Origin of the sequence: Clostridium saccharobutylicum DSM 13864 (assembly GCF_000473995.1) — a bacterium.
Taxonomy (GTDB): Bacteria; Bacillota; Clostridia; order Clostridiales; family Clostridiaceae; genus Clostridium; species Clostridium saccharobutylicum.
The window spans coordinates 4868146-4894000 of sequence record NC_022571.1 but is presented as its reverse complement, the minus strand read 5'-3'; the positions used below and the strand labels follow the sequence as shown (position 1 = coordinate 4894000).

At 30.7% G+C, this 25855-nt stretch carries 20 protein-coding genes, 4 tRNA genes and 3 rRNA genes; 17 read left to right on the top strand and 10 right to left on the bottom strand.

Going from position 1 to position 25855, the window contains the following annotated elements; genetic code table 11:
* Positions 1-94: 94 nt before the first annotated feature.
* From CLSA_RS20970 to CLSA_RS20945, 7 genes are all read left to right on the top strand, one after another.
* Positions 95-3004, top strand: a 23S ribosomal RNA gene (locus CLSA_RS20970).
* 62 nt (positions 3005-3066) lie between these two features.
* Positions 3067-3183, top strand: a 5S ribosomal RNA gene (gene rrf, locus CLSA_RS20965).
* 42 nt (positions 3184-3225) lie between these two features.
* Positions 3226-3302: transfer RNA gene (locus CLSA_RS20960), tRNA-Ile, on the top strand.
* A gap of 5 nt (positions 3303-3307) precedes the next feature.
* A tRNA-Ala gene (locus tag CLSA_RS20955) sits at positions 3308-3383 on the top strand.
* 274 nt (positions 3384-3657) lie between these two features.
* Entirely contained in the window at positions 3658-3822 is a 165-nt protein-coding gene (locus CLSA_RS23535) for a hypothetical protein (RefSeq protein WP_022750618.1), read from the top strand.
* A 306-nt stretch (positions 3823-4128) separates the two neighbouring features.
* The gene (locus CLSA_RS20950; RefSeq protein WP_022750615.1) at positions 4129-4566 is read left to right on the top strand and encodes a hypothetical protein; all 438 of its coding nucleotides are present in this window, start codon (positions 4129-4131) and stop codon (positions 4564-4566) included.
* Between the two features lie 187 nt (positions 4567-4753).
* Positions 4754-5206 (top strand): VanZ family protein, encoded by a 453-nt coding sequence (locus tag CLSA_RS20945; protein WP_022750613.1) that lies wholly within the window; start codon positions 4754-4756, stop codon positions 5204-5206.
* Positions 5207-5265: 59 nt separating this feature from the next.
* Here CLSA_RS20945 and CLSA_RS20940 read toward each other — a convergent pair whose 3' ends face one another.
* Positions 5266-7140 (bottom strand): LTA synthase family protein, encoded by a 1875-nt coding sequence (locus tag CLSA_RS20940; RefSeq protein WP_022750610.1) that lies wholly within the window; start codon positions 7138-7140, stop codon positions 5266-5268.
* A gap of 22 nt (positions 7141-7162) precedes the next feature.
* A complete protein-coding gene (gene wsfD / locus CLSA_RS20935) occupies positions 7163-8650 on the bottom strand; it encodes a glycan biosynthesis hexose transferase WsfD (RefSeq protein WP_022750608.1) in 1488 nt (495 codons plus the stop codon).
* Positions 8651-9041: 391 nt separating this feature from the next.
* On the opposite strand from wsfD, the gene fusA reads away from it, so the two are divergent.
* Positions 9042-11123, top strand: coding sequence for an elongation factor G (gene fusA / locus CLSA_RS20930; protein ID WP_022750607.1), 2082 nt, complete (start codon positions 9042-9044; stop codon positions 11121-11123).
* 185 nt (positions 11124-11308) lie between these two features.
* On the opposite strand, the gene CLSA_RS20925 is transcribed toward fusA, so the two are convergent.
* A complete protein-coding gene (locus tag CLSA_RS20925) occupies positions 11309-12184 on the bottom strand; it encodes an IS3 family transposase (RefSeq protein ID WP_257788124.1) in 876 nt (291 codons plus the stop codon).
* Positions 12185-12195: 11 nt separating this feature from the next.
* Positions 12196-12876: a helix-turn-helix domain-containing protein gene (locus tag CLSA_RS20920; protein ID WP_022744350.1), complete on the bottom strand. Its 681-nt coding sequence runs from the start codon at positions 12874-12876 to the stop codon at positions 12196-12198.
* Between the two features lie 250 nt (positions 12877-13126).
* Here CLSA_RS20920 and CLSA_RS20915 point away from each other — a divergent pair, with 250 nt between their 5' ends.
* The 3 genes from CLSA_RS20915 (at position 13127) to CLSA_RS20905 (ending at position 16265) form a co-directional block, all read left to right on the top strand.
* The gene (locus tag CLSA_RS20915) at positions 13127-13363 is read left to right on the top strand and encodes a hypothetical protein (protein ID WP_022750604.1); all 237 of its coding nucleotides are present in this window, start codon (positions 13127-13129) and stop codon (positions 13361-13363) included.
* 102 nt (positions 13364-13465) lie between these two features.
* Positions 13466-14419, top strand: a complete 954-nt coding sequence (locus CLSA_RS20910) for an ROK family protein (protein ID WP_022750602.1) — start codon at positions 13466-13468, stop codon at positions 14417-14419.
* Positions 14420-15029: 610 nt separating this feature from the next.
* Entirely contained in the window at positions 15030-16265 is a 1236-nt protein-coding gene (locus CLSA_RS20905; RefSeq protein WP_022750600.1) for a competence/damage-inducible protein A, read from the top strand.
* Positions 16266-16607: 342 nt separating this feature from the next.
* On the opposite strand, the gene CLSA_RS20900 is transcribed toward CLSA_RS20905, so the two are convergent.
* Entirely contained in the window at positions 16608-17051 is a 444-nt protein-coding gene (locus tag CLSA_RS20900) for a hypothetical protein (protein WP_022750598.1), read from the bottom strand.
* 326 nt (positions 17052-17377) lie between these two features.
* Between CLSA_RS20900 and CLSA_RS23530 the strand changes: the two genes are divergently transcribed.
* Entirely contained in the window at positions 17378-17533 is a 156-nt protein-coding gene (locus tag CLSA_RS23530) for a hypothetical protein (RefSeq protein WP_022750596.1), read from the top strand.
* A gap of 214 nt (positions 17534-17747) precedes the next feature.
* Here the strand turns inward: CLSA_RS23530 and CLSA_RS20895 are convergent, their stop codons facing one another.
* Positions 17748-18485 (bottom strand): NAD-dependent protein deacylase, encoded by a 738-nt coding sequence (locus CLSA_RS20895; RefSeq protein ID WP_041716406.1) that lies wholly within the window; start codon positions 18483-18485, stop codon positions 17748-17750.
* Positions 18486-18693: 208 nt separating this feature from the next.
* Here CLSA_RS20895 and rrf (CLSA_RS20890) point away from each other — a divergent pair.
* Both rrf (CLSA_RS20890) and CLSA_RS20885 read left to right on the top strand, forming a co-directional pair.
* Positions 18694-18810 (top strand): 5S ribosomal RNA (rrf, locus tag CLSA_RS20890).
* Between the two features lie 6 nt (positions 18811-18816).
* A tRNA-Phe gene (locus tag CLSA_RS20885) sits at positions 18817-18892 on the top strand.
* Positions 18893-19084: 192 nt separating this feature from the next.
* On the opposite strand, the gene CLSA_RS20880 is transcribed toward CLSA_RS20885, so the two are convergent.
* Together CLSA_RS20880 and CLSA_RS20875 are read right to left on the bottom strand one after the other, a co-directional pair.
* Positions 19085-19495, bottom strand: a complete 411-nt coding sequence (locus CLSA_RS20880) for a DUF3785 domain-containing protein (protein WP_022750588.1) — start codon at positions 19493-19495, stop codon at positions 19085-19087.
* A gap of 143 nt (positions 19496-19638) precedes the next feature.
* Entirely contained in the window at positions 19639-20316 is a 678-nt protein-coding gene (locus tag CLSA_RS20875) for a uracil-DNA glycosylase (protein WP_022750586.1), read from the bottom strand.
* A 367-nt stretch (positions 20317-20683) separates the two neighbouring features.
* Between CLSA_RS20875 and CLSA_RS20870 the strand changes: the two genes are divergently transcribed.
* Positions 20684-21430, top strand: coding sequence for a peptidylprolyl isomerase (locus tag CLSA_RS20870; protein ID WP_022750583.1), 747 nt, complete (start codon positions 20684-20686; stop codon positions 21428-21430).
* 254 nt (positions 21431-21684) lie between these two features.
* Entirely contained in the window at positions 21685-22923 is a 1239-nt protein-coding gene (locus tag CLSA_RS20865; RefSeq protein WP_022743471.1) for an IS256 family transposase, read from the top strand.
* A gap of 262 nt (positions 22924-23185) precedes the next feature.
* On the opposite strand, the gene CLSA_RS20860 is transcribed toward CLSA_RS20865, so the two are convergent.
* Both CLSA_RS20860 and CLSA_RS20855 read right to left on the bottom strand, forming a co-directional pair.
* Positions 23186-23830 (bottom strand): HAD family hydrolase, encoded by a 645-nt coding sequence (locus tag CLSA_RS20860; RefSeq protein ID WP_022750580.1) that lies wholly within the window; start codon positions 23828-23830, stop codon positions 23186-23188.
* 163 nt (positions 23831-23993) lie between these two features.
* A tRNA-Pro gene (locus CLSA_RS20855) sits at positions 23994-24069 on the bottom strand.
* A gap of 305 nt (positions 24070-24374) precedes the next feature.
* Between CLSA_RS20855 and CLSA_RS20850 the strand changes: the two genes are divergently transcribed.
* Entirely contained in the window at positions 24375-25646 is a 1272-nt protein-coding gene (locus tag CLSA_RS20850) for a C40 family peptidase (RefSeq protein ID WP_022750577.1), read from the top strand.
* Positions 25647-25855 lie beyond the last annotated feature (209 nt).

Genomic DNA, 25855 nt, shown 5'->3' with positions numbered 1-25855 from the left:
ACATAGATTAATGTATATAAAATACAACAAAGCCAAGAAATATATTCTTTGTGAATGATTAATATAACCAGTTTTGTACTAACAAAACTTAAAAGGTCAAGCTACAAAGGGCGCATGGTGAATGCCTTGGCATCAGGAGCCGATGAAGGACGCGATAAGCTGCGATAAGCTTCGGGTAGACGCACATAGTCAGAGATCCGAAGATTTCCGAATGAGGAAACTCACATGGGAAACCCCATGTATCATAAAGTGAATACATAGCTTTATGAAGGTAAACCCAGGGAACTGAAACATCTAAGTACCTGGAGGAAGAGAAAGAAAAATCGATTTTCTTAGTAGCGGCGAGCGAAAAGGAAAGAGCCCAAACCAGAGATTTATCTCTGGGGTTGCGGACAGAACATAACGAGAAATCATAGTTAACCGAACACAACTGGAAAGTTGGACCGCAGGGGGTAATAGTCCCGTAAGTGAAAATTATGATAATCAGTTCTGCACCAGAGTACCACGAGACACGTGAAACCTTGTGGGAAGCAGGGAGGACCACCTCCCAAGGCTAAATACTACCTGATGACCGATAGTGAAGCAGTACCGTGAGGGAAAGGTGAAAAGAACCCCGGGAGGGGAGTGAAATAGAACCTGAAACCATGTGCCTACAACCGATCAAAGCACCTTATGTGTGTGATGATGTGCTTTTTGTAGAACGAGCCAACGAGTTACGGTATGTAGCGAGGTTAAGTACTTAAGGTACGGAGCCGAAGGGAAACCGAGTCTTAATAGGGCGACTAGTTGCATGCTGTAGACCCGAAACCGGGTGACCTATCCATGGCCAGGTTGAAGCGAGGGTAAAACCTCGTGGAGGACCGAACCACGTTGCTGTTGAAAAAGCATGGGATGAGCTGTGGATAGCGGAGAAATTCCAATCGAACTCGGATATAGCTGGTTCTCCTCGAAATAGCTTTAGGGCTAGCGTCGGAAAATGTGAGTAGTGGAGGTAGAGCACTGAATAGGCTAGGGGGCATAGCGCTTACCGAACCTTATCAAACTCCGAATGCCATATACTATCAGTCCGGCAGTCAGACTATGAAAGATAAGTTCCATGGTCAAAAGGGAAACAGCCCAGATCGTCAGCTAAGGTCCCAAAGTGTAAGTTAAGTGGAAAAGGATGTGGGATTTCTAAGACAACTAGGATGTTGGCTTAGAAGCAGCCACTCATTAAAAGAGTGCGTAATAGCTCACTAGTCAAGAGATCCTGCGCCGAAAATGTCCGGGGCTCAAACTTACCACCGAAGCTACGGGTTCACAATTTATTGTGAGCGGTAGAGGAGCGTCGTAATCGGGCTGAAGTCGTACCGAAAGGAGCGGTGGACTGATTACGAGTGAGAATGTTGGCATTAGTAGCGAGATGTAGGTGAGAATCCTACAGGCCGAATATCTAAGGTTTCCTGAGTAAAGTTTGTCTTCTCAGGGTTAGTCGGGACCTAAGGCGAGGCCGAAAGGCGTAGTCGATGGACAATTGGTTGATATTCCAATACCACTATAATCGTTATTATCGATGGTGTGACGGAGAAGGATAGGATGTGCTAACTATTGGATGTTAGTCTAAGCGTTTAGGGAGTTAGGATAGGCAAATCCGTTCTAACAATTCTGAGGCGTGATGGGGAAGGTTCCACGGAACCGAAGTATCTGATTCCATGCTTCCAAGAAAAGCATCTAGAGAGAGAAGTAGTGCCCGTACCGCAAACCGACACAGGTAGATGAGGAGAGAATCCTAAGGCCGACGGAAGAATTGCAGTTAAGGAACTAGGCAAATTGACCCCGTAACTTCGGGAGAAGGGGTGCCTGCTTTACGGCAGGCCGCAGAGAATAGGCACAAGCAACTGTTTAACAAAAACACAGGTCTCTGCTAAAGCGAAAGCTGATGTATAGGGGCTGACGCCTGCCCGGTGCTGGAAGGTTAAGGGGAACACTTAGCGTAAGCGAAGGTGTGAACTTAAGCCCCAGTAAACGGCGGCCGTAACTATAACGGTCCTAAGGTAGCGAAATTCCTTGTCAGGTAAGTTCTGACCCGCACGAATGGCGTAATGACTTGTGCACTGTCTCAACTGCAAATCCGGCGAAGTTGTAGTGCGAGTGAAGATGCTCGCTACCCGCGATTGGACGGAAAGACCCCGTAGAGCTTTACTGTAGCTTAGCATTGAATTTCGGTATTGTCTGTACAGGATAGGTGGGAGACTGGGAAACTAGGGCGTCAGCCTTAGTGGAGTCGTTGTTGGGATACCACCCTGATAGTATTGAAATTCTAACTGGATGCCATGAAACTGGTGACAGGACATTGTTAGGTGGGCAGTTTGACTGGGGCGGTCGCCTCCTAAAATGTAACGGAGGCGCCCAAAGGTTCCCTCAGAACGGTCGGAAATCGTTCGAAGAGTGCAAAGGCAGAAGGGAGCCTGACTGCGACACCTACAAGTGGAGCAGGGACGAAAGTCGGGCTTAGTGATCCGGTGGTACCTCGTGGGAGGGCCATCGCTCAACGGATAAAAGCTACCTCGGGGATAACAGGCTGATCTCCCCCAAGAGTTCACATCGACGGGGAGGTTTGGCACCTCGATGTCGGCTCGTCGCATCCTGGGGCTGAAGTAGGTCCCAAGGGTTGGGCTGTTCGCCCATTAAAGCGGCACGCGAGCTGGGTTCAGAACGTCGTGAGACAGTTCGGTCCCTATCCGTCGCGGGCGTAGGAAATTTGAGAGGAGCTGTCCTTAGTACGAGAGGACCGGGATGGACTGACCTATGGTGTACCAGTTGTTTCGCCAGAAGCATAGCTGGGTAGCTAAGTCGGGAAGGGATAAACGCTGAAAGCATCTAAGTGTGAAGCCCACCTCAAGATGAGATTTCCCATAGCATAAGCTAGTAAGACCCCTTGAAGACTACAAGGTTGATAGGTCAGAGGTGTAAGTGCGGCAACGTATTTAGCTGACTGATACTAATAGGTCGAGGGCTTGACCAATATAATCAAGTTGTAATACATTAAGAACTGTGTGCAATTTTGAAAGAGCAAAACTTTCAAAATCTCGTGGTGATGGCATAGAGGTAACACTCCTTCCCATTCCGAACAGGACAGTTAAGGTCTATAGCGCCGATGGTACTGCATGGGAGACTGTGTGGAAGAGTAGGACGTCGCGAGGTAATCTTGTTATTACAAGACTATAGCTAATATAATTAGCAAATGGATCTTTAGCTCAGTTGGTTAGAGCAACCGGCTCATAACCGGTAGGTCTAGGGTTCGAGTCCCTGAAGGTCCACCAAATTTGGGGGTATAGCTCAGTTGGGAGAGCACCTGCCTTGCACGCAGGGGGTCAAGAGTTCGAATCTCTTTATCTCCACCATTAAAAAAGACTATGTAATATTTCATAGTCTTTTTTTATTTTATTAGATAATATTATGTATAGCATATTTATAAAGATATATAACTATAAACGGTGTAATAAATAGAAGAAATATGATGGAAAATAGGTTAAAAAAGCTAATGATAAAAGTGTACATTAGATAAATTATACTATATAATTTAAAATGTAAAATATATACAAAACTAATAAATATATATCTAAAAGCACTATCATATAAATGGAAATGTGAAATTTAGAAAGGATAGGATTTAATATGAGTGATATATGTACTTTAGCAGATAAGCTTAAGAATTTAAAACTAGAGAAGAGAAGTTTTATACTAGAAGGAAAAGATACAAAAGATATTGATATTGATATAAAACAAGTAGAGTGCGAACTAAAAAGTCTTGAGATGGAAAGTAAACCGGTATTAAAGTAACTCCATAATAAATTTATCTATTAAAGGTATTTATTAAGTTGAAAAATGAGTAATATTCTTAATTATTTAAGCATATTAATTTTAAGTGGTATTTAAAGTTAATATACTTTTTATTTGCTTGTTGAAATAGAATGTAATATTAGATATTTTAGAAGAAATTATAATCCTTATTACAATTAAATATTAGGAATATTTAATTGCAATAAGGATTAAATTTAATATAGGTAAGAATTTTATAAACATATTTATAATTTAAAAGGTATCTTAAGAAGGTAAAAATAATAAATTTATGAGAGGATAGATATTATGATAAGGACTGTTGTCTGCAAAAAAGATGGGTGTAGTGGGAATGAATTTTATATAGTTACAGAAGATAATAAATTAAAATTAACGTGTAAAGATTGTGGTAGTGTTTATTATTATGATGTAAGTTATTATGATTTTATTATGTTATCAAATTGCGAAAAGTGTAATAATGATACATTTAAGGTTTTTAGTGATGTAGAAAAGGATGGATTATATGCCAAATGTACTAAATGCGGATGTCCACCAGAAAAAGTATTCATTGATGACGAAGGCACGCAGGTAAGTTATGAAGTAAAATTATTAAATGATATAAAGCAATTAATGAATCAAATTGATCAAAGGGTTTGTAACTTAGAAATGAAGGTTGAAGGGTTAGAAAAAGGACAAGAATTATTAGAAGAATCACTAGCATATATAAATAAATATATGTCAGAATAAAATTTTTAGTTAGGTACATGAAAATAAATAACATGTCCAAAGTTGCCACGGATATTTTTTATCAGGAAAGAAGAAAAATTGCCTCCATAGTGGACTATGAGGGCAATTTTCTTAAGAGGGGTTATGGAAAATAGGCTGGTAAATGGATTTGCTGTTTATTTAATTGTGCCTCAGATGAGGGTGAAAGATGATAAACAGAAGGAAAAATATTGATTTAATTTTATTAATTATATGGATGGCTTTTATATTTATTATGTCAAATCAGCCAGCAAATATATCGGATTCACAAAGTGGAGGGGTAATAAAATTACTTGCTATGATAGGTATAGATATGAATAATATGTTTGGCCAATTAGCTAATTTTATTGTCAGAAAATGTGCGCATTTCACAGAATATATGATTTTAGCATTATTAGTTTTTAATGTATTGAAGTCACATTTTAATATAAAACAAGTAATTATACTAACTATTATATGTATATTTTTTTATGCATGTTCTGATGAAATACATCAATTATTTGTTCCAGGAAGAGAAGGTGCATTTAGAGATGTATTAATTGATACTTGTGGGGGAACTTTGTTAACATTGATTCAATTAATTAAAGTTAAGATGTTAAATAGATATAGAAATATTAATTAAAGAAATTTAAAAAAGGCTATCAATTCAATTTGATAGCCTTTTTGTGTAAGCAATTTTATTTAATTAGATTTCATATTATTGAAAAAGTTATTTTTTATAATTTTCTCACCAATAGGATATGCATTTAATAGATGCTTTTGTTCATTAGAATTTTGAACATCACCTTTAATTATATTGCCTTTAATAACTGTTGAATTTCTATTGGTATTTACTAAAACTCTTCCCATTGAAGTATTTTTATATTGGGAATCATCCACACCTAAAAGGTAAGAGATAGTTGGCAATAAATCAACCTGTCCACCAGAAGATTCTATTATATCTGGCTTCATGTTAGGGGTATACATTATTAAAGGAATTTTGTGATCATATTCTTTCCACCAGTTACCTTCAAAATCAAGCTTTTGTATACTATCATTATAGTATTTGTGAACGCCAGTGTGATCACCATAAATAACTACAACGGTATTATCTAATAAATTATATTCTTTTAATTTGTTAAAGAACATTTCAATTTGTTTGTCTGCATAGTGTAAACTTTCAAAATAACCACCTAGATAGCTATCATTAATTTCACTTGGCAAATTCAATTCTCTATATTTAGCATCTATATCAAAGGGACCATGACTAGATAATGTAGGTGCTTGTACAAAGAACGGCTCTTTTACATTTTTTAATTTTTCAGAAAGCTGAGTAAGAAAACTTCTATCTGATAATCCATATCCAACAACTTCATCATAGTTATAATCATTAAGACTCCAAAGTTCTTGTGCTCCAAAACCATTCTTATGCAATTCAGTCCAGTTAAATTCACCTGGAAGCTCTGCATGCGTAGATATTGTTTTGTAGCCTTCATTATTTAAAATTCTAGGCAATGAGTTAGGATACACATTTTCGCCATAGTTAGTTGCAGTTATTTGATCACCTAGTGGGAAGATTGAGGTATTAACCATGAAATCACAGTCAATACTATTTGCGCCGTTGTTTTGTTCATAAAAATCATTAAAATATAATCCTTCTTTTGTAAGCTTATTAAGAAAAGGAGTAATTTCTTTTCCGTTAGCTTTTTGATTAAGTACAAAGTTTTCCATAGATTCTATTTGAAGAAATATTACATTTTTACCCTTGAATAGTCCAGCAAATGAATTAGGTTCAAGATTTTCATTATTGTTTTTTATCCAAGTTTCAATTTCTGTTTTATCATCAGGATTAATACTATTCAAAGAAATTTCTTTTGATGCACTTTTTAATGCTTCAACTATATGATAGCCTAGTGGGCCAGGAGCTTGTACAGACATTGATGTAGACCACTGTTTGTTTATTATACTATTACCAAAATCACTTAAACTAAGAACATCAAAGCATAATGTAGAAATTAAAATCATTACAAGAGATGTTTTTAAAGTAAAAATGAAATTATGTATATTTCTAGTTGATGGATTATGTACTTTTTTGATAATAATCCATGCTAAAATTATGATAATATCAATTATAAATAATATATCAATATAACTAAAGTTAACAAGCGATGTTTCAGTAGGATTGAAAGTACCACTAAAGAAGATGTTTTTAATTCCAAGTAAGTCTTTGTTTGTTCTGAAATACGATAAATCTGATGTTAACAATATACTATATAGTAAATTTAAAATAATGTAGAATGCAGTTTGTTTTCTTTTTGAAAATAAATATCCAAAAGAGTATACAAGTAGGATAAATCCTATATATACAAAACTGAATTTTATACTTCTATTAAATGCTATATTCTGAGCTGTAGGAGTATCAGGTATTATGGTTAAAAATAATATTGTTTTAATTAACATATCAATTATAGTTATTAATCGAAGTTTGCTAATTGGAGTTGATAATAGCTTTCTAAATATTAATATCAACTCATTTAAAAAAGTTTTAGATCTAAATTTTATATTTACCATTTTCATACAGGCAAGCTCTCCTAATATTTTATTTTTTTATTTTTATTCTAATAAAGTCAGTTATTTTAAATAATACATAGCTAAGTATCAGTACTATTAGGCCATCAAATATAAAGTTAAATAAGAATAATTGTTTTGCGGTATCAGCTTGACCATTGCCAACAAAAGGCATTGGAAATTGAATACCACCAATTAGCATTACACACCAAAGCAAAAATACTCTAATTTTTATAATAGGATTAAATCTATTAGTTACAAATTTATAAAGAGAAAACAAAAATACTATAAGATAAACTGATAATATAAATAATAAATTTTTTGGTAGTATATTTTCTCTAAAAGATGACCAAACTGTAAACCTATCAAAGCTAGTTACTGGAACTTCGCTATAGCTTTGATAATATTTACCTAATGATGTACTAGTATAAAATGATTTACTTGCAGTATATTCCATACCTTTAATTAATCTAGTAGGATGAGTTAAATAGAATTTTGCTAATTTTCCATTTCCTATCTTACTATAAAACTCTTCATCTGTTATTTCAGTTCTAGGAATATATTTAACATAGTCGCTTGTATCCAAATATGCATGTTTTCCAGCTTCAACTGCCATATCAGGGTTAAGTCCTAGATCAATTAAATCCTGTCTAGGAGTTTCTGAACCATTTAATACACCATAAAATACTGAATTATATTGTGTGTCCTTACTCAAACCATTGCTAGCTATATTAATTCCAATAGGATAAATAACTACAAAACAAAGTAGCGATGACAAAAAGATAAGGTTATTTTTAGTCAAAAGGCGTTTATTATCTAGTATTATTTTAATTAAAAGAATTAGGATAAATGGGAGTGTCATTGATACTTGTAATTTTGAGCCTAAAAACAGAAATGCTGCTAATAATATATAAACTATTCTAGAAAATAATTTTTCTGTACCCTTAGTTACATATTTATAGTATGTATAATGCATTATAGAAGCAATAAATAATAGTAATGTAACTAGCATCATAGGTTCTCCATACAAACTATTGAACCAGATTAAATAATTACCATCAAAGAAAATAAAAAGAATTAACAGTCCCAATAATATGAATTTTGCATTATCTTTAATACCGATGGATTTAAGGATTATGCTAAATGCTAAAATATAAAGTATACTGTAAGCTGCAGCTAAATATTGGGTTTTGAATACATATATTCCTAATAATTTGCAAATAAAAGAAATAAACATAATGATATAGCTTATACTAGAACTTATAAAAAGTACTAGAGGATTATTTAAACCTGAAATTTTATAATCGGTCACGATATACTTGTAAAATCTAATAAAGTTAGGATTACTATTATCAGAGTCCAATAAAGAGAGCCCTGAACTTGCCATAACTCTATCAAAGTCACCTTGATCAGCTACGCCAACTTGAGGATATATAAATATAATTCCAACAGTTGCAATAACAGCAATTATAATAAATAAAAGTATATAGTTACTTTTATGATGTTTCTTGACTTTCATTAAATTTTTCCTCCATAATTTCATGATAAATTTTCTATATTTTTTGATTGTGTCTTATAAAGAATTACTGCAGTTTTAAGAATTCTGACAGATAAAATTATAATGTTTTTTTACCAATACTACAATGAAAACTAACAAAATTAATTATGATATTTTGATTACAAAATACTATAATTAATTTTTAGAAAATTCAGAAAATAAAAAAGGAGTTTACAAACATAGCTAGAATTATTAATTATAACAATTCACGGAACATATAATAAATTAAGAAATAAAATATTGTTAATTGAAATGTAAAAATTAAATTTAATCTTTAGATTTTCAAAGAGAAGACACATGAAAGGCAGGTGAAAGTCAGATTCTAAGGTAACTTAAGGGTTTGACATGGTTCATGAAAAAGTATAGCATTAAAAATTTAAGAAATGTAGGATTGATGGGACATAATGGGACAGGAAAAACTTCTTTAGTTGAAAGTATTTTATATTACTCAAAAATAACTGACAGATTGGGAGACATAGAAGATGGAACTACAGTTCTAGATTTTGACACCGAAGAAAGAAAAAGAAAATTTTCTATTTCTCTTTCAGTGGCTCCAATTGAATTAGATGATGTAAAAATAAACATTATAGATATTCCTGGCTACGCTGATTTTCAAGGAGAATGTGTTGAAGGTATGAGGGCTGTAGATGTTGGAATGATTGTTGTAAGTGGAGTTTCAGGAATAAAGGCAGGAACAGAATTAGCATGGGAATATTGTAATAAGATTAAATTGCCAAGGACAATTTTTATAAATAAATTGGATAGGGAAAATTCTAGTTTTGATAAGGTATTGGATTCCCTTAATCAAAAGTTTGGAATAAGTGTAGTACCAATTCAATATCCAATAGGCTCTGAAGATAACTTTAGAGGCGTAATAAATATTATTTCTAAAAAAGCCAGAATATATGATGTTAAAACAAAAGAAATAAAAGTAATAGACATTCCAGATGAATTAATGGATAAAGTTCAAGATTGTAAAACAATGATTATGGAAGCTGTTGCAGAAACGGATGAAGCATTACTTGATAAATATTTTAATGAAGGTACATTAAGTGATGAAGAAATATATAAGGGACTAATTAAAGGGTGTGCGAGCGGTGAGATTGCACCAGTTATGTGTGGAAGTGCAACAAAGATTATAGGAATAGATACTTTATTAGATGATATAGTGGAATGTTTTCCTTCTCCTGAATATGCAATTCCTCAAAAAGCATTAGATGTTGTGAAAAATGAGGAGGTTTTTGTAAATCTTAGCGAGGACAACCCTTTTTCAGCATTAGTGTTTAAAACTATAGCAGATCCTTTTGTAGGAAAGATATCATTCTTTAGAGTTATTACAGGGGAAGCAAAAGATGATATGACAGTATTAAATTCCAACAAAAATAAGAATGAAAGACTTTCACATATTTTCTTTTTACGAGGAAAGGCACAAATACCTACTGAAAAAATTATTGCAGGGGATATAGGTGCAATATCAAAATTACAATATACTAATACAGGAGATACGTTGTGTAGTCCTGATTTTAAAATAATATATGACAAAATGAATTTTCCAAAATCAGTTTATTCTATGGCTGTAATACCACAGGCTAAGGGTGATGAAGAAAAAATATCTCAAGCTTTAACTAAATTAAAAGAGGAAGATCCAGTTTTTGAAATATCTAGAGATATAGAAAATGCAGAAATTATTATCTCAGGACTTGGAGAAACACATCTTAATATAATTGCAAGTAAAATCAAGAGTAAATTTGGTGCAGATGTGATACTAGATTTACCTAAAATTCCTTATAGAGAAGCGATAAAAGGGTTTGCAGATGTGCAAGGTAAGCATAAGAAGCAATCAGGCGGACATGGACAATATGGTGATGTAGTAATTAAATTTGAACCAAGAACAGATGGGATGGATGATTTAGAATTTGTAGATAAAGTTGTTGGAGGTGCAGTCCCAAGAAACTTTATACCAGCAGTAGAAAAGGGATTACGAGAATGTATATCTCATGGTGTTCTAGCAGGATGCCCAGTTATAGGTCTTAGAGCAACTCTTCATGATGGGTCATATCATTCTGTAGATTCATCTGAAATGGCATTTAAAATGGCAGCTTCAATCGCTTATAAAAAAGGACTTGAACAAGCTAAACCAATTTTACTTGAACCTATTATGAAATTAGAAATTATAATACCTGATGATTATATGGGAGATGTAATTACGGATATAAATAAAAAGAGAGGTAGAGTAATGGGGATGGAACAAGAAGGAGAAAAGCAGAAAGTTATAGCTGAGGTTCCACTTGCTGAAATAAGAAAGTATGCCACAGAATTACGTTCTTTAACCCAAGGAAGAGGACGATTTTCAAAAGAATTTGTGAGATATGAAGAAGTACCAGAAACAGAATTAGCTAAAGTAATACAAAATGTAATTGATTGCAAAAAATAAAATTTTATATTGAAGAATCCATGCTATATAAATGAAAGAGTTTATATAAATGTTTAAATACGATTATATTTAAGTTGATGCTTACTTATATGAAAATTTAATATAGATATTAAAAAAATAAGCAGTTTAGAAAATTTAATACTGAACTGCCCCCTGTCAAGTAGACAGATGAAAAAATAAAAAAATTATGAAGCTAAGGTCTGATTTCGATATTCAATTGGAGTCAGACCTTTTAAATTTTTCTGTAACCTCTTTGTATTATAAAATACTATGTAATCATCAATCGCTTGTCTTAATTCTTCATAAGTATAAAATTTTTGCAAATAATACATCTCGCATTTGAGAGTTCCCCAAAAACCTTCCATTGGTCCGTTGTCGATACACCTACTGACACGTGACATGCTTTGAGTTGCATTAATCTTATCAAGTTTAGCCTTGAAAGTTCTATTAGTATATTGAAATCCCCTATCACTATGAAAAAGTGGCTTTGCAGTCGGATTAGCAATTACTGCTAAGTCAAGTGTATCAAAAACAAGTTGATTGTTATTTGAGTGACCGACCACATAAGAAATAATGCTTTTATCAGATAAATCAAATATTGCACTGAGGTAAGCCTTTTGACCATTAAGTATCTTAAACTCAGTAACATCTGTTAACCATTTTTCATTTGGTTTCTTTGCATAGAATTCTCTATTTAATTTGTTTTCTGCCGTTATTTGTGGAGTACTTTGTAGATAAGACTTTCTCTTTTTTCTTATAACTGATTTCATGTTAATAGACTTCATTAATCTATAAATTCGTTTATGATTATACTGTTTATTAAGAAGTCGATTTATATTCATTGTTATCCGACGGTATCCATAGATACCATGTACATCTTCATAAAGCTTAACAATTTCTTTTAGTATTATTGAATTCTCTTTATCTAATTCAGTCTCTGAACGGTTAATCCATTTGTAGTAAGATGATCGTGCAATACTAGCTAAATTGCATAAATCAGCTATTGGATAGCCATTTTCCTCATGTAATTCTTTTATAGAAATATATTTATATTCTTGGATGATTCTAGTGCTTATCGCCTTCTTTCTACTTCCTTCAATTTTTTTAAGAAATCATTCTCCATCTTTAAACGTCTATTTTCTGCTTCAATAAGTTTTAGTTGTGCTGATAATTTATCAGACTCAGTAAGCTCCTCAGGCTCTTTACGCTTACCGCGACGGTCCATTAACTCTTCATATCCATTAGATTTATATTTTCTTACCCATGTATAAACTTGTTGATAAGAAACCTTAAATTTATCAGCAGTGGCTTGATAATCATCATTATTCGAAATGCAGAATGCAACAATCTCAATTCTTTCTTCATAAGTGGTTTTTCTTCCATTAGTCATAATTCTATCCCCTTGCTTATTGTGAGATTTAAATATCTTATGACTATTATACTTCTTAATCCATTGTTGGAGACTATAAATTGATGGAATTTCATATTTAGTGCATATATTTTCCAATGAACCGTTGCCATCAAGATAATCATGAATTGCCATATATTTGATTTCTTCTGAATAAATTTTATTTTTATGAGTAACAACTAATCCGTTTTCACCATTCATATTATACTTACGAATCCAATTCCTAAATGATTGATTATGGATGCTAAAATCAGAACATATTTGTGCAGCACTTTTTTCACCTGATAGGTAAGATTTAATAGCTCTTAGCTTTTCTTCAATAGAAACTTTTTCTTTTCTGCCCATAAAAAACACCCCCTTTATAGAAACAGTTTTATTATTTTAACTGTCTACTATAAAGGGAGCATATCAATTAGCTTACTTCTACCATTTTTTATTTTCTAATAAAAATTATAAATTGATTTTCAAGTTGTTTTTATATACATATAAGTAAAATTTTACATAGATTTAATTTAGGATAAAGTGCTTCAAAAAAAGGAATACTATTCTAGTATAGAAATCGAAAAAATTGTATTACAATGAGGAGGATGTGCTAATGTCAGATTATAGTATGGATATTAGTGGCAACATAGAATTAAGTGATTATAGCAATATATTTGATTATTTAAATATAATAGATAAAGATGATAATTTTATAATTAAAATTAATAAAAATAATAAACAGGATATAGATGTAATTAATTCAATGCTTGAGGATAATAAATTCATTATTAAGTGTGCTCAATATGATGATTTTGGCAATTATTACATAAATGCGAATAAGAATAAATAATATTTTAAATACAGGTTTTCTAATCATAACATAATATAGTATAATGTTTAGTATAATTGAGTGTTTTAATTTGGAAATGAACTGAAAAAAGGAGAGTATATTATGCAAAAATATGTTGTGGGAGTAGATTTAGGAGGTACTAAAATAAGTACTGCATTATCTGATTTAAATGGAGAAGTAATCAGCCAAACAACAGTACCAACAAAAGCAAACGAAGGAGAAATTCCTGTATTAAATAGAATAATTGAATCAGTTGAAAAAGTAATTAAAGATGGTTCAGCAACTTATGATGAAGTAAAGGCAATAGGAATAGGATCACCAGGACCTTTAGACGCTGAAAAGGGAGTGATTATTCATACACCAAACCTTCCATTTAATAATTTTAATTTAGTTGAACCATTAAATAAAAAATTTGGAGTACCTGTATATCTAGATAATGATGCAAACGTTGCAGCAATTGGTGAATATATGTTTGGAGCTGGAAGAGGTACTAAGCATGTAGTATTCTTTACTGTAAGTACAGGAGTAGGCGGTGGAGCTGTCTTAGATGGAAAGATTTACAGGGGACATACTTCTAATGCATTAGAAATTGGACATATGACAGTAGCACCAGATGGTCCAAGATGTAACTGTGGAAATATTGGTTGTGTAGAAGCAACATCATCAGGAACAGCAATAGCTAAAAGAGGACAAGAAGCTATTGCAAGCAAGGTTGAAACTTCATTAAGAAAATATGAAAAAGTAACTTCATATGAAGTATTTACAGAAGCAGCAGCAGGAGATCCAGTTTGTAAGGATATAATTGATAATGCATTAAATTACCTAGGAATAGCTATTGCTAATGCAGTATCCATATTTGATCCTGAAGTTATAATAATTGGAGGCGGAGTATCAAAGGCTGGAGAAATAGTTTTTGATACAGTAAGAAAAGTTGTAGATAAAAGATGCTTTAAATCTATGGCTGAATCAGTTAAGATCGTACCAGCAGGATTAGGTACAGATGCAGGTGTTATTGGAGCAGTAGCGTTAGCAATACTTGAATCACAAGATAAATAATAGTGTCATAATAAAAATTATGATAATTTAATATATAAAATTTTTGATATGTATGAATAAATAAGAAAGAGTATACATAAATTAGAATTATGAAGGCTCTACTTGCACTGAATTTTTTCTTCTCATACATATTATTAATCTTATTTCTGCAGATGCTTAAACAAGTTTTATTATTTCATAAGTTAAGTATTTGTTTAGAAGTAATTGAGATGAAAAAATTTTTTATATAAGCTATCTCTAATTAATTTTAGAGATAGCATATTATAAAAAAAAGAAATACATTAATATATAAAACCTATTCAATATTTATTATTGGATAGGTTTTGCATATTATATAGAGTTATATAAAATTTAAAGTGTACAAATATCATGGTTATTAAGAAAATAATAGTTAAGTGTTATTTAAGATTATTATATGTATTAAGGAAAAATCAAAAAATAATAGATTTGTATGCTAACTTATTTTGTGTCATACTGTGTGGCATTTTCAGTTAATAGTTAACTATTAGCTGAAAATGTCTCCTTGTATTGCATAAAATATATGCCACATCGTTGGTTTATTATTTTATGTCAGCCTTAATTACAAATATAGAATAAAGAAGGTAATAGAATGAAAGCGGAAATAATAGCTATAGGAACAGAAATTTTATTAGGTGATATAGTCAATTCTAATGCACAGTATTTAGGACAAGAGATGGCATCTTTAGGAATAGACATGCATTATCAACAGGTTGTAGGCGATAATGAAAAAAGAATTATTCATGCTTTTGATGAGGCTTATAGTAGAAGTGATATTGTTATAACAACAGGTGGTCTTGGACCTACAGAAGATGATTTAACCAAGGAAGTTGCAGCAAAATATTTCAATAAAAAATTGATTCCACATGAAAACTCGATTAAGAGAATAAAAGAATATTTTGAATTTAGACAAAAAAGAATGCCAGAAAATAATTTAAAACAAGGATTAATTCCAGAAGGTTGTATTGTAATTAAAAATAACAATGGAACAGCACCAGGTGTTATTATAGAAGAAAATAATAAAACAATGATTATTTTACCTGGTCCTCCAAAGGAAATGAAGCCAATGTTTGAGGAAGCAGTAAGACCATATTTTCAAAAGAAGTCTGATTCAGTATTAGTTTCAAAAATGATAAAAATATTAGGGGTTGGGGAAAGCACTATAGCAGAAGAACTAAAGGATTTAATGGAAAGTCAGATTAATCCAACTATTGCCCCTTATGCAAAAGAAGTTGGTGTTATAGTTCGTGTGACAGCCAAGGCTAGAACTGAAGAGGAGGCAGTAAAATTAATAATTCCTATAGAAGAAGAAATTAAGAAGAGACTTGGTGATAATGTATATGCAATAGAAGATATTGATTTAGAAGAGGTTGTCGCTAAATTATTAATAGAAAAAAAGCTTACAATATCTACAGCAGAGTCTTGTACAGGGGGGATGATAGCAAGTACTCTTATAAATTATCCAGGAATATCAGAAGTACTGTTAGAAGGTGCAGTAACATATTCTAATGAAGCGAAACATAAGAGATTAGGTGTTAAGAATGAAACTTTAGATAAATATGGTGCGGTAAGTGAGGAAACAGCAATGGAAATGGCAATTGGTATTGCAAAGACAGCTGGCACTGATGTTAGTATTGTGACAACAGGGATTGCAGGACCAGGCGGTGGAACAAAAGAAAAGCCTGTTGGATTAGTTTATGTAGGTATATATGTAAAAGGGAAAGTTGAAGTTCAAAAATGTATGTTTAATGGAAATAGAAGTAGAGTAAGACTTCAAGCAACAATTACTGGATTAGATATGCTTAGAAGAAATTTGATAAAAAAATAATATATTAGATAGAATAAAGAACTAATATACCAGTATGCTTGTTTATTTCTAATAATGCTACGTTAACAATGCTTTCAGTGGATAAGTTTTATATAAGCTGAAAGTTTAACATTGTCGGATACAAAGTATATGTTGCATTTTTGGTTTATTATTTTATTTCATGTGAATAAAACGAAATTGCCATAACTGCTTATATCAGTTATGGCAATTTTTAATTATATATAAATAAAAATGGGGGAGAGGCGATTAAATATTGAAGTTAAATACTTCATTATAAATTCTTACCATTTATAATTTATTTATACATAACAATTAAAAAATATATAGATTTTTGATTGTGTCTTAGTTAGAAATAATCTTTGTAGGTGAAGAAGAAAATGTGGAAAAGGATGATTCTACAACCCATCCTCTTGCGTTAACATTAGTATCAACTGGGAGTGCTACATAATACCATGTAATGTTGTTAACAAGCGCTTTTTCAAGAATTCCAACTTCCATTGCAATTGTTATACTTTGCAAAATGTTTGAGTTATCATATGGAGAAAGATGTACAAGTGTTCCTTTTGGGATTAAGCCATATTGATTATCAACATTAAGAAATTGCATAGTGAAATTCTCTTTTGAATTATCTACAAGTTTTAATTGCTCTTTTAATTTTGATAATTGTTTTTTTAACAATATATTATCCCTATGAAGTGAAGAAATTTTTTGATCATATCTAACAAATAAAAAGAATATGATACCAGCTATAATTAAAATGAAGATTAAAAAAAATAAAATGCTCATATGGATGCTCCTAGAAGTAATATCAATATTAATTATATTTAGTTAACTTGTAAAAAAGACCATAACAAATATAATGATAAGTAAATTTATTAATCTTATTTAATAATATATAAGTTCTAATTAGTAAGATTACTAATTGAATATTTATAAAAGTAGAAGTTTAGGTTTGATGAACAATATTTTTTTAGAACTTATATACATACTTAAAATTAATGTTTCCTTATAGTGAAAATATTACTATAATGTAAAATCAAATTTAGTGAGTAGAAAGTTAAGTTACTGTAAATACTAATTATTAAAATCATAGAATTTAGGAGGATGTATATATGGAATCTAATAGACGTTCACAAATTGATTTTGATTGGCATGTAGCAAAGTATATGGATGAAAGGGGATGTAGTTTACAACAAGCTTGTGAAGATTTAGGAATTACTGAATCTAATGTATTTAATTTAGAAAGAAGACATGAAGAATTATATTAGAAAAATATTATTAATATAGTTATTAAATCATTATTTAAGGCACAATTAAGAAAATAATAGATTACTATGCCAGCTTATTTTGTGTAATACTGCGTAGGTAATTTCAGTTGATAGCCATCTATGAGTTGAAAATGTCTCTTATCTGATGCAAAATATGCATCATGTTTTGGGCTATTATTTTCTTTTATGTGCCTAATATGATTTGCTCTCTTTTTTACATATCATCAATTGCTTTAAAAAGTACCTTGTCAATATTATCATTAATAACTAAATTAGCTTTATTGTCAGCAGAAGTAGTACTTTTATTTATAAGTACTAGATTTTTACCATTAAAGTAATTAATAAGTCCTGCAGCAGGATAAACAACTAATGAAGTACCACCTATAATAAGTGTATCAGCTTTAGAAATGGCACCAATTGCTCCATTTATAACATCTTCATCTAATCCTTCCTCATAAAGAACTACATCAGGTTTAACTCGTCCTCCACATTTAGAGCAAATAGGAACACCTTTAGCTTTTAAAATAAACTCGGCATCGTAGAAAGCGTGACATTTAGTACAATGGTTTCTATGAACTGAACCATGTAATTCAAAGACATTTTTGGAGCCAGCCATTTGATGTAACCCATCTATATTTTGTGTAACAATAGCTTTTAGTTTCCCCAGTTGTTCAAGTTTAGCTAATGCAATATGTGCGTTATTAGGTTTTGCGTTTGGGTATATAAGTTTATCTTTATAGAATTGAAAAAATTCTTCTGGATATCTCATATAAAAAGTATGAGATACTAATTGCTCTGGTGTAAATGTTGCATTAAGCTTTTGACTAAATAAACCATTAGAACTTCTAAAATCCGGGATTTTTGAGGCAGTCGATACTCCAGCTCCTCCGAAGAAAACAATATTATTACTTTCTTTTAGGATTTGAGTTAGTTTTTCTGTTTCAGTATTCATAAAATCATCTCCACTATTATAATAATTTATTTTAATTATTGCACAATGTAATGTTAAAAACAAAAGACTTTTACATCAATTAACGTCTTGCACATGATTTATATTGAATATAAATTATAGTTTTTATGCAAAAAAAGCAATTAAATGAAAAAAAGTTTAAGAAAAGTGTTGACATAGTTTGAATATGTCGATATAATACTACTTGTGATCTGGTGATGACGGCGTAGAGGTAACACTCCTTTCCATTCCGAACAGGACAGTTAAGGTCTACAGCGCTGATGGTACTGCACGGGAGACTGTGTGGAAGAGTAAGACGTCGCCAGGTAATTACGGCTCGATAGCTCAGTCGGTAGAGCAGAGGACTGAAAATCCTCGTGTCACTGGTTCGATTCCAGTTCGAGCCACCATAAAGCACTAATATATATTAGTGCTTTTTTTATGTTTAGAAAAGTATGAAAAATTTTATAATAAATTAAAAGAACGCATATACGTACTATTATATTTTCAATTAGTAAGTATATGCGCTATTTTTTTTCTTAAAAATGATTTTTACGAAATATTAATTTTTATACTTGTTATTTTCTTTCATGTGCATTACATTAAACTGTACATTGTGATACTTCTATTGCGTATAAGCCACAAATAGGACATACAGTTACATTAATAATATAACTATCATCTACTTTACCTAAGTTAAATAATTTATTAAACGATGTATTTTCATATTCTTTAGAAATTGTATTTATTACATATGTATTATTTTTTGTGTAAATGTAAAAATGATATTCTAAATAACGATAAGATTTATTAATTTTCTCCTGTTCTCCACATTGACACTTTCCAACATAGTATTCATTAGAAAAGTTTACATCATTACTATTATTTAAAGCTTCTAAAATAATATCGAAAGATAATCCAGTGATTTCGTTTTCGTCTTCGAAGAATAATCCTTCACAATTATCATTGCTTAAAACATATTCTTTATTTTCATGTATAAATGTATAATTCATAAACATCCCCCTAAATTTGAAATTTCTGCGAATATTATATACTAAATCCTAACAAAGATCTAAGAGGTTTAGCTTATATTATTTAGTAATAATATAAGTTTAGAATTTAATATATTTTGTAAATAAATTTAATACAATAGTTTTTAGATGTTTTCAATCTGCCAATCTATTGGTGTTTGATTAGTTTTAATTAAAAAATCATTTGTTTTTGAAAATGGTTTACTGCCAAAAAAACCTCTTGAAGCAGATAATGGACTAGGATGAACTGATTTTATAATAAGATGCTTTGGATTAGTTATTAATTTTTCTTTTGAAATAGCATTGTTTCCCCAAAGTATAAATACTATAGGTGTTTCCTTATCATTTAATATTTGTATGACTTTTGTAGTGAATTCTTCCCAACCTTTATTTCTATGAGAATTGGCTTCGCCAGCTCTTACTGTTAGAACTGTATTTAACAAAAGAACACCTTGATCAGCCCATTTTTTTAGATAGCCATTATTAGGAATATAACATCCTAAATCAGTATGAAGTTCTTTATAAATATTTATTAATGATGGAGGTGTTTTCACTCCAGGATTAACAGAAAAACTTAATCCATGTGCCTGATTAGGACCATGATATGGATCTTGACCTAATATAACTATTTTTACTTTAGAATAAGGAGTAAAGTGTAGGGCATTAAAAAGATCATACATATTTGGATATATGACTTTTGAATTATATTCATTTACAAGGAATTTTTTCAATTTAATATAGTAATCTTTTTTAAATTCGGAATCTAAATAATTTTTCCAATCATTTTTTAGTATTTCAGACATAATATCACCCAAGATTATTATAACATTTTATGACAATAATATGTATTAGGCAAGTTAAGGCACAATCAAAAAAATAATAAGTTCATCTACCACTATATTTTTCACCATTCTGCGTCGGTAAAATGCCATAATACGCCCACTATAATGGCACTTCACTTGCTTGTTTGATGAAAAATAGTCATGGCAGTTTTGGACTTGTTATTTATTTTCATGCCCCTAACTAATAAGAAATAAAATATAATTTTTAGATTTTATTTCTTAATTTCTCTTAACTTAGAAATTAATTTATGATATTTATTGTTAGTAATCATATATACTGTTAAAATGTAAAGGTATATAAAAATTTATATTAAAAAGGAGAATTTACATGGAAAATAAAATATTAGCAGTAGCTGCTGGAAACGAAATAACAGAAAAAGATTTAAATGCAATAATTTCTAGATACCCTGAAGATAGAAGAGCAGCATTTCAAACAGAACAAGGAAAGAAACAATTAATTGAACAATTAATTTCATTTGAATTGATGAATAAGTTTGGAAAAGAAATAGAATTAGACAAAACTCAAGAATACAAGGACGCAATTGAAAGCATATCAAAAGAAGTTATAACTTCAATGGCAATAAATAAAGTTTTAGGTGATTTAACTGTTACTGATGAAGAAGTTAAAAAATATTATGAAGATAATAAAGAAGCTTTTAGTCAACCAGCAACAGTTTCAGCTAAACATATATTAGTAGCAACAGAAGAAGACGCTAAAAAGGCAAAACAAGAAATTGCAAGTAAGGAATTATCATTTGAAGAAGCTGCTAAAAAGTATTCTACTTGTCCATCAAAAGAACAAGGTGGGAACTTAGGATCATTCTCAAGAGGAATGATGGTGCCAGAATTTGAAGAAGCTGCTTTTAACTTAGAAATAGGTGTAGTAAGTGAACCAGTTAAAACTCAATTTGGATATCACTTAATAGTAGTAGATGAAAAGAATGAAGCATCAGTTAAGAGTTTTGATGAAGTGAAAGATATGGTTTTAAATCAATTAATGCAACAAAATCAACATAAAAAATATGACCAAATATTAAAAGAATTAGAAGCTAAATATGGAGTAGACAGAAAATAGTACTTAAAATAAAGTGTTATTTTAAAATTATGTTTAAAATCAAAAGTTTAAAAACATATTAATATTTAATATAAACCTCAGTAGGTAAAAAAACATAAAGTTAAGTGTTTAAATTACCATACTGAGGTTTTATAATTAGCATAATGCGGGACAGTAGATAGTTTTGTGTAAAAAACAAAACTATCTACTGTTTTTTTACATAATCAGTTGGTAGTTTTGGAATAATATACATAAAGAATAAAGGAGGAATATGTATGTCAAAACCAATTGATGATGACTTTGATTACAAAGCTGAGGTAAAGAAATGTAAGACTATCGATGATGTCATGGGTAAAAATGGTTTAATTCAAAGATTAGTTAAAGATGTGTTAGAAAATATTTTAGAAGGTGAAATGGAAGAACACCTTGGAAGAAATAAATATCAAAGAGCAGAAACTAATGATTCTACAAAAAAGAATTATCGAAATGGATATAGTACCAAAAATCTTAGAAGTTCCTTCGGTGACGTCGATTTAGACGTACCAAGAGATAGGAATGCTGAATTTGAGCCACAAATTATAAAGAAATACGAAACTGTGTGTACAGAATTAGATAAAAAGGTGATTTCTCTTTACGCAAAAGGAATGACCACAAGTGATATTCAAGCAGAAATAGAGGACTTATATGGAATAACAATATCACCTTCTATGGTATCTAGAATTACAGATAAAGTTATGGAAAGTGCTGTTGAGTGGCAAAATAGATCACTAGATAAAGTTTATCCAATAGTGTATTTGGATGCTATGTATTTCAAGGTGCGAAGCAATGGAAAGATTATGAATAAAGCTGTTTATATATGCTTAGGATACAACATGCAAGGATACAAAGAAATTTTAGGAAGTTGGGTAGATGAAGCTGAGGGTGCTAAGTTTTGGTTAAAGATATGCACTGATCTTAAAAATAGAGGCGTACGAGAAATCCTTATAGCATGTATGGACGGATTAAAGGGGTTACCAGAAGCCATTAAAACTGTATTTCCATCAGTTAACATTCAAACATGTATTGTTCACCAAATAAGAAACTCAGTTAAGTATATAGCATCAAAAGATAAGAAAGAATTTATTAAAGATTTAAAATGTGTTTATAAGGCTTCAACTGAGGAACTTGCGCTAGCGCAGCTCGATAATTTAAAGGATAAGTGGGGAGATAAATATGCTATTGTAATAGATTCGTGGTATAACAATTGGAGTCACCTATCAACATTCTTCACTTTCTCTCCTGAAATAAGAAAAATGATATATACAACTAATACGCTTGAAGGATTTAACAGACAAATACGTAAGTATACTAAATCAAGAACTGTATTTCCAACCGATGAATCTTTAAGTAAATGTGTTTATCTAGCTACTATGGAAATTATAGAAAAGTGGACTCAACCAACACCAAATTGGGGTCGTACTTTAGCAGAATTATCAATAGTATTTGAAGAACAATTAAATGATGAATTAGCTTAATAGCTTGTACTTTTTGCTAAACTTTATGTATAATATCTGATTTTTCACTAATACTATAAATGGATATAAAACATATTTTTAGCATTTACTAAAAATAAAAAAATATTACTGGACCATAAAATTTCCAGTAATATTTAAATAACAAATATACTAATAACACAAAATTATCTAGAGTCCCCATAATGCTTGTACAAGAATACTTTAAATTTATTAAAAAGGTAAAAGCGTTTATGTACATTTGATTATATATTTTTTACAGCAATTATATTAATTCTAAAAATGAATCTATATACATATCAGCACATTTTATTAAGGATTCTTTACTGTCTAGACTATCATCATCCCTTACAGCAATTACTTTCATATTGGCAGCTTTAGCGCCTTGTACAGCAGGTAATATATCCTCGAATACTAGGCAATTTTTAGGGTTTACACCTAATTTGTTGGCTGCTAATAAATATACATCTGGACAATTTTTGCCATTGGAAACTTCATCAGTAGTCGTAATTGAATCGAAATAATCATATATTTTGTTATTTTTTAAGCATGCCTCTAATAAAGGTGTAGAATTACTAGTAGCCAAAGCAATTTTAATATCCATAGATTTTAATTTATCTAAAAAATCTTTTACTCCTATTTTTAATTTTACATTATTAGAGTAATGATCGAATGCCATTTTATGCCAATCGCCTAAAATTTTTTCTATTGGATCATTCAGGTTAAATTTTTGTTTAAAATAAGCTGCTGTTTGAGAAAAGCTTAAATGCATAATTTGATTTTTTAAGTTTTCTGGAATTGAATGGCCTTTTGATTTCAAATAATTTATATCAATTTGATTCCAAACCCATATGGAGTCAACTAAAGTTCCATCTAAATCGAAAATAGCCCCTTCTATGTTTTTTAGCATATAGTACCTCCTAAAGATATATTTAATTTAAGTGTAACATATTTAGTGAATTTAAGATTCTATGAATATACAAAGATTATGTTTATAGTATATAAATTTATTTTTATAAACAAAAAAACTTAAGGAATAGTCCTTAAGTTAAAATCAAATATAAATATAATTATGGTCGGGGTGACAGGGATTGAACCTGCGACCTCATCGTCCCAAACGACGCGCGCTCCCAGCTGCGCCACACCCCGAAGATATATTTATTATATATTTAATAAGGATTTATGTCAAGGATTTTAAAATTAAAAGTCCAACATAATGTATTGAAATAATATATTATATTGATTCCTATTAGAAAAAGTATGTGCAATAGTTTATAATAACCAAAATTAAGAATAAGTTAGAAAAAGTGGGGAATACGGACGATATATATATATTAATGGAATAACTTAAATTTTCGCCAGATATGAACGTTGTCCATAATTAATGAAAGTGTTATAATTATGTGAGAATTTGATAAAATAAAGGGGGGAAGGTTCGGAAGGACCGCTAATGAATGAAAAATAGATTTCTAGCTATTACGCTAACAGCAGTAATCGTTGTAAGTACTTCTATTCCAGCATTTGCAGCACCAGATAATTCTAAGTTAAATGAATCAAGACAAAAATATGCTGAAATTGAGACTAAAATAGCAGATGTTCAAAATCAAATTTATGATTTAGATGCTCAGATAGAACCACTACAAGTAACTGTAGATAAAAATAAAAAAGAAATAGTAAATATAAATAAGATAATTGATAATACTACAAAGGATATTGAACAATGTAAGAAAGAGATTAATACTTTAGATTTAGCTTTAGGACAAAGAGTTAAAGCTATGTATACATCTGGTGATTTAGAATTTAATTATTTAAATTTTATACTTGAATCAGACTCGACAAGCGATTTCTTTTCTAGGGCACAAGCTGTAGGTAAAATTGTAGGAAAAGATAAAGCAGCTATAGAGAATATTACATCTAAGAGAGATGAATTAAATAACAAAATTCAATCATTACAAGATAAAAAGAATGAAATAGACAAGCTTAATCAGGAAGTACAAACTAATTTAAGTCAGTTAGATGATAAGAAGAAAGAACAAGAAACTTTAATTAGTAAGGCAAAAGAAGAAAAAAGTCAGTTCGATTCACAATATCTATCTCAATTAGAAAGAGAAACTGTACAAGCTCAATTTGCTGTTATAGATAATTCAAATAGCACATCTTCAGAACTTCAATCAGCAGTTGATCAATTGAGAAATATTAGAGATAATCAAATTAAGAGCCAAATTGTTACTAATGAAATTAATGACAAAATAGAAAAAGCTAAAACTTTAATTTCTCAAAAGAAAGATGCTGAAGCAAAAGCAGCGGCGGCAGCAACAGCATCAGCATCAGTAAGTACACCAAATAGAGGAGCTTCGTCACGTTCATCTGTTAAAGTGCCATCAGCTGGAAATGCACAAGCTATATTAAATGAAGCTTATAAACATTTAGGAAAGCCATATGTATGGGGAGCAACAGGTCCAGATAGTTTTGATTGTTCAGGATTTACTCAATATGTATTTATGCACGCAGCAGGTATAGATATATCAAGAACAACATATTCACAAATTAATGTTGGTACACCAGTTAGTGAAGATCAACTTCAACCAGGAGATTTAGTATTCCCACATACAGGACATGTTGGAATATATGTTGGAAATGGACAAATGATTCATGCACCTCAAACTGGAGATGTAGTTAAAGTAAGTCCAGTTTATAAGTTCTATGCAGCAAGAAGAATACTTTAATATATAGTTACATAAAAATTTAAAAGTTAACTTATTATGTGGCCAAGCCCTTTTGTCTGAAAGACAAAAGGGTTTTTGTATCTTTTAGTCAAATGTTATAAATGTTATAATGTAAAGTGGAATTGATATTGAGATGTTGAGTTTATATGATGAATCACAGTTGAAAATAGAAAATTAATAATATTAACAATTTATTTGTGTATATTACA